Below are 15,994 nucleotides of genomic sequence, written 5' to 3' on the forward strand. Positions count from 1 at the left end.
TCACGGCTCCCTGGATTCGACACGGGCGACCCGGCGCTCCAGCGCGTCGAGGCGCCGCGCTTCGGGGCGCAGAAGGGCCGACCGCAGGCCGCCCAGCGTTTCAGCAAGGCGGGCGGCGTGCCGACGTGCCTCGGGGCCGAAGCGGCCGATGGGGCCAGCGGCGGCGTCGATCTCGATGAGGAGGTCGATGTCTTCCCCGTCCAGCGCGTTGCGCAGGGCGACCACCAGCGCGGTGTCGCCAGCGATGGTCAGGTCGCGTCGGAAGAACAGCGCGTCGCCGTCGATCCGCCCCGCCGCGAGGTCGAGCAGGGCGCCGAAACGTCCGCGCACCACGGCGTCCGCGCTGGCGTCGACGGCGTCGCACAGGCGCAGCCGCAGCCCGCCAGGGCCGAGCCGAAGCAGCAGGCCTGAGGGCAGGTCCACCGGATCCACGAGCACCGTGGAGGCAGGCAGTTCCGCCAGGGCCTCCGCCGCGCGGGGATGGCGCCGGGCGAAGACCTGGGACAGCCGGTCGAGGACCGGATTGCCGAGGCGCGGGCCGACCGCGCGGGCCAGCCGCAAGGCGAGCGCCGCGACGGTCGTTTCCAACGGGCGTCCAATGCGGGACGTGCCCGCCGCCTCGTCATGGCTATGTGTCGACATCGTGGTCCTTTTGCGCTTGCGGGTCGTCGGAGGACGCAAGGGCCGCCGGGCGCGCAGTCACGGGCGGAACAAGTCACGGGCGGAACACAGGGCTGCGATGTGCAGGCGATGGCGGTTCCGCTCATTGAAGGCGGGAACTAATATATCAGCGCTTCCGCGTCGAGGGGGACGCGTTAAGGTGTCGCAGGGGGGACGCAGGGAATGTCCCGGTCTCGGCCGCGGCGATGGTGCATAAAGCGCATCCCCCGGCGCGGCCCGTCCGCGCCTTCCGGTTCGATGAGCATATCGTGCGCCGTTGCGATGTCGTGGTGGTGGGCGGCGGGGCCGCCGCGCTGTGCGCCGCCATCTCCGCCCGCCGGTCGGGCGCGTCCGTTTTGATGCTGGAAAGCGCGCCAAAGGCTCTGCGCGGCGGCAACGCCCGCCACTCCCGCAATTTCCGGATCATGCACGACGGGCCGACGCCCTTCATCCAGGGGCGTTACGATGCCGATGACGTTCGGTCCGATCTGCGCCGCGTGACGGGCGGGCGGATGGACGACGTGGTGGCGGACCGGCTGATCGGCGAGTCCGCGGGGATCGTGGGCTGGCTTTCGGAGAACGGCGTCCGCTTTCAGGACGCGGGCGACGGGAACCTGCCCTATTCCCGCAAGACGGCCTTCTTCCATGGCGGCGGGAAGGCGCTGGTGAACGCGCTGTATGAAACCGCGGCGCGGCTGGGCGTCGACATCCGCTATGACAGCGAGGTGTACTGGCTTGACCTGGGTGAAGGACTGGCGCCGTCGGTCACCGTCCGGTGCCTGGACGGCGAGCAGGTTCTGTCCGCCGGGGCGGTGGTCGCCGCGTCCGGCGGGTTCCAGGCCAACGGCGATTGGCTCCGGGAGTGTTGGGGGGCGGTGGCGGACCAGATCGTGACGCGCGGAACGCCCCACGCCACGGGGACGGTGCTGAAGGGCCTGCTGGACCTTGGGGCCGCGCCGGTCGGGGATGCGGGGTGCGGGCACATGGTGGCGGTGGACGCGCGGTCGCCCCGTTTTGATGGCGGCATCGTCACGCGGCTGGACGGCCTTGCGCAGGGAGTCGTGGTCGATCGGGATGGGCGCCGCTTTGCGGATGAAGGGTCCGACATCGGGCCGACGCGCTTCTCCGTCTGGGGCGACCGCGTGGCGCGTTGCGCGGAAGGACTGGCATTTTCGATCTTCGATTCGGTGATCGAGCGGCGCTTCCGCCCGTCGATCTTTCCGGCGATCCGGGCCGGAAGCGTTGGGGAGTTGGCGGTGGCGCTGGGGATCGCGCCGAAGGCGCTGGAACAGACGGTGGGCGCCTACAACGCCGCGATCCGATCCGGCGGCGGGCTGCCGGATTGGCGGACGGAGGGGCTCGATCCGCCGAAGAGTCGGCAGGCCGCGCCCATCGCCGTTCCGCCCTTCGGCGCCTACCCGGTGCGGGCGGGGCTGACCTCCACCCAACTCGGCGTCCGCGTCGACGAGCGGGCGCGCGTGCTGGATCGGTGCGGGATTCCGATGGACGGGATTTTCGCGGCCGGGGTGATCATGGCGCCCAACGTCATCGGCCGGGGCTACCTTGCCGGCATCGCCATGACCATCGGCGCCGTCTTCGGGCGCATCGCGGGGCGGGAGGCCGCGGCCCATGCGCGTCGATGAGGGCGCACCAGGTATGGACGCCGCGGAGGCCCGACGGGTGCTGGAGCTTTGCAACGCCTGCCAGTTCTGCGACGCCTATTGCGCCGTGTTCCCGGCGTTGAAGCGCCGGCGCGATGTGACGCTGGCGGATTTGGCATTCCTCTCCAACCTCTGCCACAGCTGCCGGACCTGCTACCACGCCTGCCAGTACGCGCCGCCGCACGGCTTCGACGTCAACGTGCCGCGGAGCCTGAGCTGGGTCCGGCATCGGACCTACCAGGACCATGTCTGGCCGCGGCCGCTGGCGCCGTGGTTCCGAAACGACGGACGGTTCGTGCTCGGCGTGCATTTGCTGGCCGTGGCGGTCTGCCTGGCGTTCGGCATCGTGTGGATTCCGCCGGAGGTCCTGCTGGGGCGGCACGTCGATCCCGGGGCCTTCTACCGGGTCGTGCCCTGGGGCCTCCTCGCCGGGAGCGCGGGGCTCGCGGTCGGATGGTCGTTGCTGGCAATCGGGGGCGCCATCCTGTCCTTCTGGCGCGGCATGGGACCGCTGCCGCCCGGTGTGGCGTGGCGGCCGGCCCTGCGCGAGGCCCTGCGCGACGCGGCGACCCTGCGCAACCTCGGGGGCGGGGGAGCGGGCTGCAACGATCGGGACGAGCGATTCTCGCGGGCGCGGCGGCGGTTCCACCACGCCATGGCCTATGGCGTGGCCTCCTGCTTCGCCGCGACGGCCGTGGCGACCGTCTATGATCATGCGCTGGGCTGGCCGGCGCCGTACCCGCTGCTCAGCGCGCCGGTGCTGCTGGGGACGCTGGGCGGGGTGGGCATCCTGATCGGAACCGCCGGACTGGCGTGGCTGAAGCGCGGCGCCGATCCGGGACCCGTCGCGCCGGAGCTGTCCGGCGCCGACCGGGCGCTTTTGGTCCAGCTGTTTCTAGTGGCCGCCAGCGGGCTGGCGCTGCTGGTCGCGCGGGAGACGCCCCTGATGGGGCCGCTTCTGCTGGTCCATCTGGGTGTCGTCCTCGCCCTGTTCGCGACGCTTCCCTACGGCAAGTTCCTGCACGCCCCGTTCCGCTTCGCCGCCCTGCTGCGCGCAGCGTTGGAGCGGCACGCAAGCGGCCGGTGATCCGGTGTAGGGATCGGTGGTGGCGGAGTCCTGTTCACGAATCAGGCCGCCGGGCCGATGCGCGTGCGGAAACCTATTCGTCGGGCGCTCGGTCGTGCGCCCCCCCCCCGGGAGGCTCCGGGCTCGCCGCGACGCCGTGAAGGCGCTGGAGCAAGGCTTGTCGAACGGCGAGCAGCGCGCGATAACGCTCCCGGAGTTCCTGGGCTTTCGCGCGAAGGCGCCGCGAGTGCGCAAAGAGTTCCTCGTCGTCCATGCCCAGAGAAAACCACGGAGTGGGCCAGCGTTTCACGGCGGCAAAGGCGATATGTCTTCGGCGGAGCCCGTCCGACGCGCCCTATCATACGGCCGGCGCATAAACAGTTCCATGAACGGCCGGCCGTATGCCTCTTTCGCACATGGCTGCGCCATGTTCTGTCGGGTTTGAACCGGAGGCGATTGTCGGCTTCCATAAAACGCCTCCGGTATCAGTGGCACCCGCCGCCGCCCTTCGGGCCGCAGCCGGTGCAGCGGCCGCAGGGGTTCGGCACCGGCCGAGGCGATGCCTTGCGCCGAAAGGTCGGCAGGACGCGCCGCGCGAGCCAGCCCGCGGCCAGCGCGACGATCAGGTACACGATCAGGTCTTGTCCCATGGCCGGATCCCTCCGTCACAGAAGGTGTGAGGCGATGCGGAAGGCCACGAAGGCCGCGCCGTAGGCCAGGGCGATCATGTAGGCGAACATGACGGCCGGCCAAAACCAGCCGTTCGTCTCCCGCCGCACGACCGACAGGGTGGCGAGGCATTGCGGGGCGAAGACGTACCAGGCGAGCAGCGACCGGGCTGTCGGCAGGCTCCAGGACCCCGCCAGCACGCCGGCGAGCGAGGCGTGCAGAGCCTCCCCGCTGCCGCTCAGCGCGTAGATGGTGCCCAGTACGCCCACCGCGACTTCCCGCGCCGCGATGCCGGGCACGAGCGCCACGGCGATCTGCCAGGGGAAGCCGATGGGTGCCAGCAGCGGTTCCAGCGCGTGGCCGATCATGCCGGCGACCGAATAATGAATGGCCGGCTCCGTCGCGCCATCCGGGGCTCCGGGGAAGCTCGCCAGGAACCACATCACGATCATCAGCGCGAAGATCGTCGTGCCGGCCCGCGCCAGAAAGACCTTCGCCCGCTCGAACAGGCCGAGCGCGATGTCGCGCGGGTTGGGCAGCCGGTAGGCCGGAAGCTCCATCAGCAACGGCTCGCGCGCCCCCCGGAAGACGGTGCGCTTCAGGACGAAGGCGACCGACAGGGCCGACAGGATGCCCGCCGCGTAGAGCGCGAACATCACCAGCCCCGGCAGCCCGACCATGCCGCCCAGCACCGGCTCGTCCGGCACGAAGGCGGCGATCAGCAGCGTGTAGACGGGCAGGCGGGCCGAACAGGTCATCAGGGGGGCGATCATGATGGTCGCCAGCCGGTCGGCCCGATTCTCGATGGTGCGCGCGGCCATGACGCCGGGCACCGCGCAGGCGAAGCTGGACAGCAGCGGAATGAAGGCGCGCCCGTGCAGCCCGACCCCGCCCATCAACCGGTCTAGCAGGAATGCGGCGCGGGCCAGATAGCCGGTCGCCTCCAGCACCAGGATGAAGAAGAACAGCACGAGGATCTGCGGCAGGAAGATGACCACGCTGCCGACGCCGGCGATGATCCCGTCGGTCAGCAGGCTGCGCAGCGCGCCGTCCGGCAGGACCGTTCCGACCCAGTCCTTCAGCCCGCCGATGGCGCCGTCAATCAGCTCCATCGGGGCCGCAGCCCAGGCGAACACCGCCTGGAACATCAGGAACAGCACGGCGAACAAGAAGAACAGCCCGAAGACCGGGTGCAGCAGGACCGTGTCAACGCGCTGCGTCGCCAGCGGCGGCAGCCCGGCGTCGGTGACGCAGCGGGCGAGAATCGCCTCCACCTCCTGGTGGTAGGCGCGCAGCTCCCGCGAGGATGGCTCGCTCCACCGGCAAGGTTCCGCGGAGCTGGCGACGGACGCGACGGTCCGCTCGATCTCGTCCAGCAGGCCGGCGACCCCGCCGCTGCGGATGGCGACCGTTGGCACCACCGGCACGCCGAGCATGGCTGACAGCGCCGCCACGTCGATGCGGCAGCCGCGCTTGTCCGCCGCGTCCATCATGTTGAGCGCCAGGATGATCGGGCGGCCGAGCCGCTTCATCTCGACGACCAGCCGCAGGTTCAGGCGCAGGTTGGTGGCGTCGGCGACGCAGACCAACGCGTCCGGCCCCTCTTCGTGCGCAAAGCGGCCGAGCACGACGTCGCGCGTCACCTCTTCGTCGGGGGAGCGGGCGCGCAGGCTGTAGGTGCCGGGCAGGTCGATCACCTGCACGCGGCGGCCGAGCGGGCCGACCGCATGGCCGGTCTTCCGCTCCACCGTCACGCCGGGATAGTTCGCCACCTTTTGGCGGGAGCCGGTGAGCGCGTTGAACAGCGCGGTCTTGCCGCAGTTGGGGTTGCCGACCAGCGCGATGCGCGGCGGCTCGACAGCGGATGCCTGGACCGACATGGCCGGCCTCCTTGAATTTTTTGGGGTGTGTGGCCGGGTTTTACGCCAGGGGAGTGACGCGCACGGCGCGGGCCTCGGCCCGGCGGAGCGCCAGGGTGTGCTCGTTGACGCGGATCGCGATGGGATCGCGACCGGGGAACCCCTCGTGCAGGATCACCACGCGGGACCCTTCGACGAGGCCCATTTCGATCATGCGCCGTTCCAGCTCCCCGGCGGGCAGGGTGGTGACGACGGCGGATTCATCGACGCCGGCCACGGTGGCCGGCTGCCCCTTGGACAGTTGGTGGAGGCGGAGGTCCCCATCGGGAGGGGATGAGACGGTCATGACGGCACCTGAAGACGACCGGAGTCCGGAAGGATGGCGGACTGCCACGGTGGCGGCATGGTGTTGCGAATCGTTATCAATCGTCGATAGGGCGATGTGTCGCAGGCGTCGCAAGGTGGCAAAACGCCAAGGCACGCAATGCGGCGAGATCGGAAAGAGGGAGAAGCGGCCCGCTGTGGCCGCCTCTCACCCTTGCCCTGGGAAACCCGGCCTTGCTCCGTTTCCGCAATGACTGCTGCGCTCGTGGACGAAGCTTGGTATGCCCGGACTGGCCGTGAGTCCGCCGAGATTGGAGCGCTGCGTGAACTAATATATCAGTTTCGACGGATGCGCAAGCCCACGTGCCGACCCAGCTCACCGGCCGAGGACGGCCCAGCCATGCGGTGCGAGAGTCGCGTGCTCACCAGCGGCTTGCTCCAGCGTGGCGGCTCCGGCGAGAACGGCGCGGGCGCCGAGCGTCGGCAGGCGCATGGCGTGGTCGCCGAGGTTGAGCGCGACCAGGAGCTCGTCGTCGCCGTGCCTCGCCTCGTAGGCGAGTTGCCGGTTGGACAGGTGCCGCACGGTCGTCCGCGCCTCATGAAGCCAGGGATTCCGGCGGCGCAGGCCGATCAGGTCCTGGTGGAGGCGGTAGGTGCCCCAGCCATAGGGGGCCAACTCGGCTGGCCGGCTGGGAAAGGCCGGGCGGACCGCGTCGTCGCCGCCGGTGCGGTTCTCCTTGATCCCGCGGAACGCCTGCTCGTCGCCGGCGTAGATCGACGGCGTGCCACCGCAGGTGAAGAGGACGGCCAGGGCGTGCGGCAGGTGGCGCTCGTCCGTCAGCCGGCTGGCCAGCCGGGTCACGTCGTGGTTTCCGACGAAGGTGAGGGGCACGAACGCGTCGAGCCACCGGTTGTGGCGGTCGAGCGCCCAGGCTAGCTCGAAGAAATTGCCGTCGTTGAGCGCGCTCCAGATCGCCTTCCACAACTCGTACTGGGTCACCGCATCAAGGCCACCGTCCCGGACGATGCCAGCGTAGTCGCCGTGGATGACCTCGCCGACGACATAAGCGTCGGGGTGCTGAGCACGGACGCGCGGCAGGACGTCGGCCCAGAAGGCGCGCGGCACCGCATAGGCGGCGTCGAGCCGCCAGCCGTCCGCGCCGCGGGACAGCCAATGGTCCATCACCCGCACCACATGGTCGGCCACCGCCGGTTCCCCGTGGTTCAGCGTCACAAGCTGGCGGTGGCCTTCGAAGGTGGCGTGGTCGGGCTCGGTCCCCGGTGCGGCGTCCGTGGGCCAGGTGAGGTGGAACCAGGAAGCGTCCGGCCCGCCGGGGCCGTCGGCGAGGGCCTTCCGGAACCGGGGAAAGTCGCGGCCGACGTGGTTGAACACACCATCGAGCAGCAGCTTCAAGCCCCGCCGCCGGAGCGCGCGGACGAGCGCGTCGAAATCCGCGTCGTCGCCGAGCCGCGGGTCGATGCGGAAGTGATCGGTCGTGTCGTAGCCGTGGGTCGAGGACGCGAAGATGGGACCGAGCGCCAGCCCGGACGCACCGAGTTCCACCGCGTAGTCGAGCCAGGGCTCCAGGTCCGGCAGTCGGCGCCGCACGCGTTCATCCGGGGCGCTTTCCGGTTCCGCGCCCAGGAAGCCCAGGGGATAGACGTGCCACCACACCGCGTGGCGAATCCAACCCGGCATGCTTCGCTCCTTCCTAGTCGCCGTCATAATCGGCCAGCTTCTGCATGACGCCCGCAGCCTGTCGAAGGACCGCAAGTTCCGCGTCGGTCAGGGTCGCCGCCATAACCCGGTCGAGCCACTGGAGGCGGGCGCCCATATCCGCGGCCAGCGCCGCGCGGCCCCGCTCCGTCAGGCTGATCAGCAGTTCGCGGCGGTCGGCCTCTCCGGGCTTGCGCGCGATCAGGCCGTCGCGCTCCAGGGCGGCGATCAGGCGCGACAGCGATTGGGGTTGAAGGCGTTCCTCCGCGGCAAGCCGCACCGCGGGCATGCTGCCCAGGCGGTGCAGGGTGCCGAGCAGCCCGATCGCCGACAGGCTGGCCGACCCCTGCGGCCGCTCCGCCCGCAATCGGCGCCCGAGCGACAGCACGCTGCGCAGGATCCGCGCCGTATCCTCGGCTTCCCCCATCTTCATGTTTCCTCAGCCGGCCGTGAACGCGATAATAATACGCATAGCGTATCGATTGCCGACGGTTCAACAGGAAAGCCCACGCATCGGTTCGCTCGGCCAAGCGCGACATTTTGTCCTTTGCGAAGGCGCTGCCCCGATGTCGCTTGCCTGCGCAGCTGATATATCAGTATGCAACGATAGAACCGGTCAGCGGTTCAGGAGGACTTGCGTTCCGACCAGACGGGCGGCCCGCCGTCCGCTTGACGCATGGAAAGGCAATGACCGACTCCGTTCTGGAAACCCAGTTTCTGCTCCGCGCCACCCTCGTGCTCGGACTGATGACCGTCGGCCTTTGGTTCGCCTGAGCTGACAAAGTGAGCTGACATGGATGTGATCACCAACCTGCTCGTCGCGATGCCGCCCATCGCGCGGGTGGTTTTCATGCTGGGCGTGGTCTCGGCCGCCGGGCTGGCGCTGGGGCACATCCGCATCCGCGGGGTGGGCTTGGGTATCGGCGGGGTGCTGTTCGCCGGCATCGCGGGCGGGCACGTCGCCAGCGTGACGGGGATCAGCTTCAACGCGGAGATGATGGATTTCATCCGCGACTTCGGCCTGATCCTGTTCGTCTACACCATCGGCATCCAGGTCGGCCCCGGATTCTTCGCCGCACTGCGCGCGTCGGGCCTGAAGCTGAACGCGCTGGCGCTGCTGATGGTGGTGCTGAGCGTCGCGGTATCCGCCCTGCTGGCGGTCAGCGGCGCGCTGCCGCTGGGCGTGACGCTGGGCGTCTTCGCGGGTGGCGTGACCAACGCCCCGGCGCTGGCCGCCACGCAGCAGGTGCTGACGGAGGTGGGGGCGGACGCCTCGGTGATGGTGCTGCCGGGTTTGGCTTTCGCGGTGACCTACCCCTTCGGCATCGTCGGCAACCTGCTGGCCATGGCGCTGGTGCGCATCGTTTTCCGCATCGACCCGCAGCGCGAAGCGCAGGCCTTTGACGCGGAGCGGCGGCGGGAACTGGCCGAGCTGCACACCATGGACGTCGCCATCCGGAACCCGAGCATCGACGGGCTGGAACTCCGCCGGCTTTCGACGCTGCCGAGTCTGGGTGTGGTCGCCTCGCGGCTGCTGCGCGACGGCACGCTGGTGGCGCCGAAGCCGGAGACGGTGTTGCAGGTGGGCGACGTCGTCCACCTCGTCGGCCCGCGTCTGAGGCTGGAGGAGCTGTGCCGGCTGCTGGGCGAGCCTTCGGACGTCACCCTGACCACCAAGGGCACCGACCTGAAATGGGAGCGGCTGGTGGTCACCGGCAACGCGGTGCTGGGTAAGCCCATTGCTGCGCTGAACCTCCAGGGCCTCTACGGCGTGGTGGTCAGCCGCGTGAACCGGGCGGGCGTGGAACTGGTGCCGAACGCGGCGCTGAAACTCCAGTTCGGCGACATCCTGACGGTGATCGGCCGCCCCGACGGGCTGGCCGCCGTGGCGCAGCTGATCGGCAATTCGCCGCGCCGGCTCGAGCAGGTGGAGATGGTGCCGATGTTCTTAGGAATAGCGCTGGGGGCCATTGTCGGCTCCATCCCGCTGTTCCTGCCGGGCATGCCGGCGCCACTGCGGCTGGGGCTGGCCGGCGGGCCGTTGATCGTGGCGATCCTGCTGGCGCGGCTCGGGCATCTGGGGCCGCTGGTGTGGTTCATGCCGCCGGCCGCCAATCAGGCGCTGCGGGAGATCGGGATCGTGCTGTTCCTCGGCGTACTGGGCATCGCGTCGGGCGCCCGCTTCGTCGACACGCTGGCGAGCGGGGCGGGCCTGCCCTGGATGACCTGGGGCGTGCTGGTCACGGCGATCCCGCTGGTCGTCACGGGACTGCTGGCGCGCGGCGTGCTGAAGCTGAACTTCCTGACCATCTGCGGGGTGCTGACCGGCGCACAGACCAACCCGCCGGGCCTTGCCTACGCCAACGCGGTTGCCGTGTCGGAAGCGCCGGCGCTGGCTTATGCCACTGTCTACCCGCTCGCCATGTGCCTGCGCATCCTGGCGCCGCAGATCCTTGTGCTGATGCTGTGGTGAGGGGGGCCGCTCACGCCTCAATGACGGTGAGGGTTCCGTCGGCGTCCGCCAAGTGGGCGCGGGTGGCGCCGGCCCCGCGCAGGACGGCAGCAATTCGGTCGTGGGGCAGGACGATCAGCGCGGTGGACAGCGCGTCCGCCACCGTCGCGGATGGTGCCGTCACCGTCGTGCCCGCCCAGGAGAAGGCCGACCGGCCGGTGGCAGGGTCGAAGATGTGGTGGAACTTTCCCAACCGGTCGAACCGCGTGCCGTAGCCGCCGGAGCTGGAAACCGCCTCGTCGCGGGTGTCCAGGACGGCCAGCAGCCGCTCCGGCGTCCGCGGATCCGCAACCCCGACGCGCCAGGGCCGTCCGTCGGGCCGGGGCCCCAGCGACAGGACGTTGTCGAGGTCGAGCAGCACATGTTCCAGCCCGCGCGCCCGCAGCAGCGCTCCGACGCGGTCGGTGACGTAACCGCGGGCGATCCCATTCAGTGTGACGGCCATGCCAGGGTGGGCAAACCATACCCGGTCGGGCGTATGGTCGATGTTCCGCCAATCCACCAGGGCACAGGCCTTGGCGATCGCCTCCGCGGACGGGCCGATGGCGTCGTCGCGGCCGTGGGCGAAATGGGCGGCGTAGAGGTCCCAGAGCGGCTGCACCGTCACGTCGAAGGCGCCATCGGTCAGCGCCGCGATGCGCCCGGCCTCCTCCAGCACGGCGACGAGATCGGCGGGCGGGGAGTCCAGCGCGCCGTCCCGGTTCAGCCGGCGCAGCGCCGAGTGCGGGCGGAACAGGCTGAACACATCCTCCAGCCGGTCGATTTCCGCCACACAGTCGACGATCAGCGCCCGCGCGATGTCCGGATCCTCGTGGTACAGCGTGATCCCGGCCTCCGCCCCCATCAACTGGCCTTTCCAACTGACCGGCTGGGGCGCGGCCCGCCCGGTGCGCGGCAGAAGGGCGAGGCCGGCGGTGGCGGCCATGACGGTGATGGCGCGCCGACGCGTCATGCGGACGGGGGATGCGTCAGCGGACATCGACTTTTCCTTCCTTTCTCGCTTGGAGCACCAGCGGCACGCAGGTGGACCGGTCCTGGTGGATCGCCACGCAGTCCAGGCACTGGAAGCAATTCGAATAAACGACGGAGCCGTCGCGCCGGATGGCCTCGTACCGGCAGCGCCGCTCGCAGAGGCGGCAGGGCGTTCCACACTCCGTCCGGCGCGGGATCCAGTTCCAGCGCCGCAGGAGGCCGCCCAGCGCCAGACCGGCGCCGAGCGGGCAGAGGAAGCGGCAATAGGGCTTGAACAGGACCATCCCCGCCAGCAGCAGGGCCGCGGCGTAGGCGACGAAGGGCCACTCGCGCTGGAAGCCGAGCGTGATGGTGGTCTTGAACGGCTCGACCTCGGCCAGCACTTCCGCCAGGGCGGCGTTCCGGAGGGTGCCACCCACCAGCATCACCAGCACGCCGTACTTGATTCCGGTGAGCGCCCGATCCCAGCGCGGCGGCAGGCGGAGCTGCGGCAGGCCAAGTCGGCGCCCTGCCAGCGCTGCGAACTCCTGGAGCGCGCCGAAGGGGCACAGCCAGCCGCAGAAGGTTCCGCGTCCCCAGACGACGAGCGTTCCCAGCGCAAAGACCCACAGGATCAGGCTGATCGGGTCATAGAGCAGGAAGGACAGGTCGAAACCCGTCCCCGCCGCCTTCACCACACCCAGCAGGGTGACGATGCTGAGTTGTCCTTGCGCGTACCAGCCGACGAAGCCAAGCGTGACGGCCAGGGCGAGCAGCCGCCCGGCGGCGAACAGCCGGGGTCGGCGGGTGATGCGTGCCTGCGTGAGCAGGGCGGCCGTCAGTACGGCGAGCAGCCCGCCGAGGAGGACGATTTCCGCGGCGCGGCTCCGCCACGTTGGCAGCCAGTCGGGCTCGTTGTCCGTTGAGCGGCGGGTGAAGAGGTCGGCGGGGAGGGTGTAGTCGGCCCGGAAATCGCGGCTTTCCGTCTCCGGATAGAAGAACCCATGCGTCCGCGTGACCCGCAGCGACAGCGTCCAGGGCGTGCCCGGATCGAAGCCCGAGCCGCCGTCGATGCGCAGGATCTTCATCTCCGCCGGATGGGGCACGCCTGGGGCGAGCGGCAGGTCCAGGTCCATGTCCCGGATGTTGACCGGAAAGCCGCCCTGGGTCAGGGCCAGCCGATCGGGCACGGTGCCGGGAATGAAGTTCTCCCCCATCATCGACCACCGTCCGTCCGCCAGCACGGCGACGGCGTGGTCGCCCGGCGCCAGCTTGTCCATAAACCGGCGATAGCCGGCCTCCCCCAGCAGGCCGAGGCCGACCGACGGCACGTCGGCCAGGGCGAAGCGCAGGTCGATGAAGGGGCCATCCGGATCGGCCGCCGCCTCCGGGTCGTCGTGCGCGAGGCGCGATCCGGCGAAAGCCCGGTCGACGTCCCGGTTGCGCAGCGCGATCCGCCCGACATGCCCAGCGGCCAGCATGTCCGGCCAGGGCAGGGGGTGCCGCACGTCCATGCGCACTTCCGCCCCTTGCGCGGGGGCGACGCCGGCCATGCGGGCGCGCGCCACCGCGAGGGCCGAGGACAGGATGGTCACGTTGGCGATGCGCACCGACGCGGTGGCCTTGGTCACGCCGTCGATGGTGACGTTGGTGCCGGTGCCCTTCTCCCCGGCGCCGTAGGCGCTGCCGACCTTGATGTTCTGGCGGATCGATTTGCCCCGGTACTGCTTCAGGAACTCGACGAACGGCTCGGGACCGAGGCCGTCGACGAAAACCGGCTCGTTCTGGTGGACCAGCTGGACATCCAGGATGCCGCCGCCACTGTCGATCGCGATCAGCAGCTCGATCGGCGTGCCGGAGAAGCCGGGCAGGGGCGCGTAGTCCAGGCTGTCGAAGACGTAGCCGACGGTCCGCCCCGCCTTGACCAGGGGGTAGGCGGGAATATCGCGGTCGCGCGGCCCCAGCTCCATCCCCGGTGGCACGAGTTGGCGGGCAAGCGATTCCGTCAAGCCGCCCTCAGCCGCAGGGGCCGCCGTCCAGCCGCCGCAGAGGACCAGCAAGGCCGGGACGCAGCGGAGCAGGGCGCGCAGAATGAAGGCAGCGGTGTTCACGCCCGGCGGTCTCGTGGAAGGACGACGTGCGGCTGATTGGAGCACGCCCGCCAACCGCGCGACATTGGACGATGGTGCAAGGGCAGCGCGCCTTTACCGCCGCCTCATAGCCGCGGCGTATATACCCGCGCCCCCAGCCGCCCCATCGCTTTTATACGGCCCGCCGCCCTTTTCTTGAGGGAGCGGACACCGGTGATGATCCACCGGGGTCACGTCAACCCAGGAAGTGGATGGCGATCATGATTCCACACACCACGGCATCGCATCGGGCATCGCATCGGGCGACCAAGGGGCAGGCTTCCGTGCTTCCCGCTTGGCCCGGAACCGCGTCCGGAACGACTGGTCCGGCACCCACACCCGGCGACGTGTTCGGGGAAATCGCGGTCGTGGTCGCCGTCTTCCTCACCCTGGCCTACGCGGCGACGACTCTGTTGGACACCTTCGGCCTCTGACGCAGCGTTCGTCGAAGCGCTTGATCCAGTTTAACGCGCGTTCCGCCGCAGCCGTAAAGCTGTGGCTCGGGACGCCGTCAGGAGAGCAACCATGCTGGACGTCATCATGCTGGCGATCACCGCGGCCTTCTTTGCCGGGGCGATCGCCTACGTGCACGCCTGCGACCGCTTGTGAGGACATGAGCCATGATCCTCGACTATGTGTTGGGCGGCCTCGTGGCCGCTGGCCTGCTGGCGTATCTCGTCTACGCCCTGATCCACCCGGAACGGTTCTGAGGAGCCTCCCATGACCGTCAACGGGTGGATCCTGATCCTCCTCTTCGCCGCCCTGGTGGCCGCCGTCGCGCGGCCGCTCGGCGGCTTCATGACGCGCGTCTTCACCGGCGAGCGCACGCTGCTGTCGCCGGTGCTCGGCCCGGTCGAGCGCGGCCTGTACCGCTTGGCCGGGGTCGATGAGAAGACCGAGCAGCACTGGGTGACCTACGCGGTCGCCATGCTGCTGTTCAACCTCGCGGGCATGCTGCTGCTCTATGGGATGCAGCGGGTGCAGGGGCTGCTGCCCTTCAACCCGCAGGGCATGGCGGCGGTGCCCGCCGACCTCGCCTTCAACACCGCCGCCAGCTTCACGACCAACACCAACTGGCAGAACTACGGCGGCGAAGGCACGATGGGTTATTTCGTGCAGATGGCCGGGCTGACGGTGCACAACTTCGTGTCGGCCGCCACGGGCATCGCGCTGGCCGTGGCGCTGGTGCGCGGCTTCGCCCGCGCCGGGGCGCGCACGGTCGGCAACTTCTGGGTCGACCTGACCCGCTGCACGCTCTACGTCCTGCTGCCGCTGTCCGTCGCCGTCGCGCTGTTCCTGGTCTGGCAGGGCGTTCCGCAGACGCTGGGCGCCTATGTGGACGCCACCACCCTGGAAGGCGCCAAGCAGACCATCGCGCTCGGCCCCGTCGCCTCGCAGGAGGCGATCAAGATGCTGGGCACCAACGGCGGCGGCTTCTTCAACGCCAACTCCGCGCATCCCTTCGAGAACCCGACCGCGCTGACCAACCTCGTGCAGATGCTGTCCATCTTCGCGATCGGCGCCGGGCTGACCAACCTGTTCGGCCGCATGGTCGGGGACGAGCGCCAGGGCTGGGCCATCCTGGCTGCCATGGGCGTGCTGTTCTTCATGGGCGTGACGCTGGCCTATTGGGCGGAAGCCCAGGGCAACCCGGCCCTGACCGCGCTCGGCATCGACACCGCCGCCGGCAACATGGAGGGCAAGGAGACACGCTTTGGCATCGCCGCCAGCGCCCTGTTCGCCACGGTGACCACCGCCGCTTCCTGCGGGGCCGTCAACGCCATGCACGACAGCTTCATGCCGCTGGGCGGCATGGTGCCGATGATCAACATGATGCTGGGCGAGATCATCATCGGCGGCGTCGGTGCCGGGCTGTACGGCATGCTGCTGTTCGCCATCATCGCGCTGTTCGTCGCCGGGCTGATGGTCGGCCGCACGCCGGAATATCTGGGCAAGAAGCTGGAGGCGAAGGAGGTCAAGATGACCATGCTCGCCGTGCTCTGCCTGCCCGTGATGATGCTGGGCTGGACGGCCTTCGCCGTGGTGCTCGACACCGGCACGTCGTCGATGGCCAACGCCGGGCCGCACGGCTTTTCGGAGGCGCTCTACGCCTACGTCTCGGCGGCGGCGAACAACGGAAGTGCCTTTGCCGGGCTGACCGGGAACACGCTCTGGTACAACCTGACGCTCGCCGTGGGCATGCTCGTTGGCCGCTTCTTCGTGATCGTGCCGATGTTGGCCATCGCCGGCTCGCTCGCCGCCAAGACGCGCGCCGCCGCGTCCGCCGGCACCTTCCCGACCCACGACACGCTGTTCGTCGGCCTGCTGGTCGGGGTGATCCTGATCGTCGGTGGCCTGACCTTCTTCCCGGCCCTCGCCCTCGGCCCTGTGGTCGAGCATCTGGCGATGAAGGCCGGCACCCTCTTCTGATCGGGGACGATCCTTT

Annotated in this window: 14 protein-coding genes; 6 read left to right on the plus strand and 8 right to left on the minus strand. The window is 69.8% G+C overall.

Annotated elements, in window-relative coordinates; genetic code table 11:
* Positions 1-642, minus strand: a complete 642-nt coding sequence (gene ubiT / locus M2351_RS39035; protein WP_264661348.1) for a ubiquinone anaerobic biosynthesis accessory factor UbiT — start codon at positions 640-642, stop codon at positions 1-3.
* A gap of 287 nt (positions 643-929) precedes the next feature.
* On the opposite strand from ubiT, the gene tcuA reads away from it, so the two are divergent.
* Together tcuA and tcuB are read left to right on the plus strand one after the other, a co-directional pair.
* Positions 930-2,303, plus strand: coding sequence for an FAD-dependent tricarballylate dehydrogenase TcuA (tcuA, locus tag M2351_RS39040; RefSeq protein WP_264661349.1), 1,374 nt, complete (start codon positions 930-932; stop codon positions 2,301-2,303).
* On the plus strand, positions 2,290-3,408 hold the full coding sequence (gene tcuB, locus M2351_RS39045; protein ID WP_264661350.1) for a tricarballylate utilization 4Fe-4S protein TcuB: 1,119 nt from the start codon (positions 2,290-2,292) through the stop codon (positions 3,406-3,408). Before tcuA ends, tcuB begins: the two co-directional genes overlap by 14 nt.
* 464 nt (positions 3,409-3,872) lie before the next feature.
* On the opposite strand, the gene M2351_RS39050 is transcribed toward tcuB, so the two are convergent.
* The 5 genes from M2351_RS39050 to M2351_RS39070 form a co-directional block, all read right to left on the minus strand.
* The gene (locus M2351_RS39050) at positions 3,873-4,037 is read right to left on the minus strand and encodes a FeoB-associated Cys-rich membrane protein (protein WP_264661351.1); all 165 of its coding nucleotides are present in this window, start codon (positions 4,035-4,037) and stop codon (positions 3,873-3,875) included.
* A gap of 15 nt (positions 4,038-4,052) precedes the next feature.
* Positions 4,053-5,936, minus strand: coding sequence for a ferrous iron transporter B (gene feoB / locus M2351_RS39055; RefSeq protein WP_264661352.1), 1,884 nt, complete (start codon positions 5,934-5,936; stop codon positions 4,053-4,055).
* Between the two features lie 40 nt (positions 5,937-5,976).
* On the minus strand, positions 5,977-6,261 hold the full coding sequence (locus tag M2351_RS39060; protein ID WP_264661353.1) for a FeoA family protein: 285 nt from the start codon (positions 6,259-6,261) through the stop codon (positions 5,977-5,979).
* Between the two features lie 354 nt (positions 6,262-6,615).
* Positions 6,616-7,938, minus strand: a complete 1,323-nt coding sequence (locus tag M2351_RS39065; protein WP_264661354.1) for an alpha-amylase family glycosyl hydrolase — start codon at positions 7,936-7,938, stop codon at positions 6,616-6,618.
* A 13-nt stretch (positions 7,939-7,951) separates the two neighbouring features.
* Positions 7,952-8,389 (minus strand): MarR family winged helix-turn-helix transcriptional regulator, encoded by a 438-nt coding sequence (locus M2351_RS39070; protein WP_264661355.1) that lies wholly within the window; start codon positions 8,387-8,389, stop codon positions 7,952-7,954.
* A 360-nt stretch (positions 8,390-8,749) separates the two neighbouring features.
* On the opposite strand from M2351_RS39070, the gene M2351_RS39075 reads away from it, so the two are divergent.
* Positions 8,750-10,429: a putative transporter gene (locus M2351_RS39075; protein WP_264661356.1), complete on the plus strand. Its 1,680-nt coding sequence runs from the start codon at positions 8,750-8,752 to the stop codon at positions 10,427-10,429.
* A 10-nt stretch (positions 10,430-10,439) separates the two neighbouring features.
* Here the strand turns inward: M2351_RS39075 and M2351_RS39080 are convergent, their stop codons facing one another.
* On the minus strand, positions 10,440-11,447 hold the full coding sequence (locus M2351_RS39080) for an FAD:protein FMN transferase (protein ID WP_264661357.1): 1,008 nt from the start codon (positions 11,445-11,447) through the stop codon (positions 10,440-10,442).
* Positions 11,437-13,530, minus strand: a complete 2,094-nt coding sequence (locus M2351_RS39085; protein ID WP_264661358.1) for a 4Fe-4S binding protein — start codon at positions 13,528-13,530, stop codon at positions 11,437-11,439. The genes M2351_RS39080 and M2351_RS39085 overlap by 11 nt, the downstream gene beginning before the upstream one ends.
* 239 nt (positions 13,531-13,769) lie before the next feature.
* Between M2351_RS39085 and M2351_RS39090 the strand changes: the two genes are divergently transcribed.
* The 3 genes from M2351_RS39090 to kdpA all read left to right on the plus strand — a co-directional run bounded on the left by M2351_RS39090 (position 13,770) and on the right by kdpA (position 15,978).
* Positions 13,770-13,982, plus strand: a complete 213-nt coding sequence (locus tag M2351_RS39090; RefSeq protein WP_264661359.1) for a hypothetical protein — start codon at positions 13,770-13,772, stop codon at positions 13,980-13,982.
* Positions 13,983-14,168: 186 nt separating this feature from the next.
* The gene (gene kdpF / locus M2351_RS39095) at positions 14,169-14,258 is read left to right on the plus strand and encodes a K(+)-transporting ATPase subunit F (RefSeq protein ID WP_264661360.1); all 90 of its coding nucleotides are present in this window, start codon (positions 14,169-14,171) and stop codon (positions 14,256-14,258) included.
* Between the two features lie 10 nt (positions 14,259-14,268).
* The gene (kdpA, locus tag M2351_RS39100; RefSeq protein WP_264661361.1) at positions 14,269-15,978 is read left to right on the plus strand and encodes a potassium-transporting ATPase subunit KdpA; all 1,710 of its coding nucleotides are present in this window, start codon (positions 14,269-14,271) and stop codon (positions 15,976-15,978) included.
* Positions 15,979-15,994 lie beyond the last annotated feature (16 nt).

The organism is Azospirillum canadense, from assembly GCF_025961225.1.
Lineage (GTDB): Bacteria > Pseudomonadota > Alphaproteobacteria > Azospirillales > Azospirillaceae > Azospirillum > Azospirillum canadense.

Coding starts and splice junctions, on each gene's coding strand:
- feoB (WP_264661352.1), bottom strand. CDS start 5,936: ATGTCGGTCCAGGCATCCGCTGTCGAGCCGCCGCGCATCGCGCTGGTC.
- M2351_RS39090 (WP_264661359.1), top strand. CDS start 13,770: ATGATTCCACACACCACGGCATCGCATCGGGCATCGCATCGGGCGACC.
- ubiT (WP_264661348.1), bottom strand. CDS start 642: ATGTCGACACATAGCCATGACGAGGCGGCGGGCACGTCCCGCATTGGA.
- M2351_RS39075 (WP_264661356.1), top strand. CDS start 8,750: ATGGATGTGATCACCAACCTGCTCGTCGCGATGCCGCCCATCGCGCGG.
- M2351_RS39080 (WP_264661357.1), bottom strand. CDS start 11,447: ATGTCCGCTGACGCATCCCCCGTCCGCATGACGCGTCGGCGCGCCATC.
- tcuB (WP_264661350.1), top strand. CDS start 2,290: ATGCGCGTCGATGAGGGCGCACCAGGTATGGACGCCGCGGAGGCCCGA.
- M2351_RS39060 (WP_264661353.1), bottom strand. CDS start 6,261: ATGACCGTCTCATCCCCTCCCGATGGGGACCTCCGCCTCCACCAACTG.
- M2351_RS39050 (WP_264661351.1), bottom strand. CDS start 4,037: ATGGGACAAGACCTGATCGTGTACCTGATCGTCGCGCTGGCCGCGGGC.
- M2351_RS39065 (WP_264661354.1), bottom strand. CDS start 7,938: ATGCCGGGTTGGATTCGCCACGCGGTGTGGTGGCACGTCTATCCCCTG.
- kdpF (WP_264661360.1), top strand. CDS start 14,169: ATGATCCTCGACTATGTGTTGGGCGGCCTCGTGGCCGCTGGCCTGCTG.
- kdpA (WP_264661361.1), top strand. CDS start 14,269: ATGACCGTCAACGGGTGGATCCTGATCCTCCTCTTCGCCGCCCTGGTG.
- M2351_RS39070 (WP_264661355.1), bottom strand. CDS start 8,389: ATGAAGATGGGGGAAGCCGAGGATACGGCGCGGATCCTGCGCAGCGTG.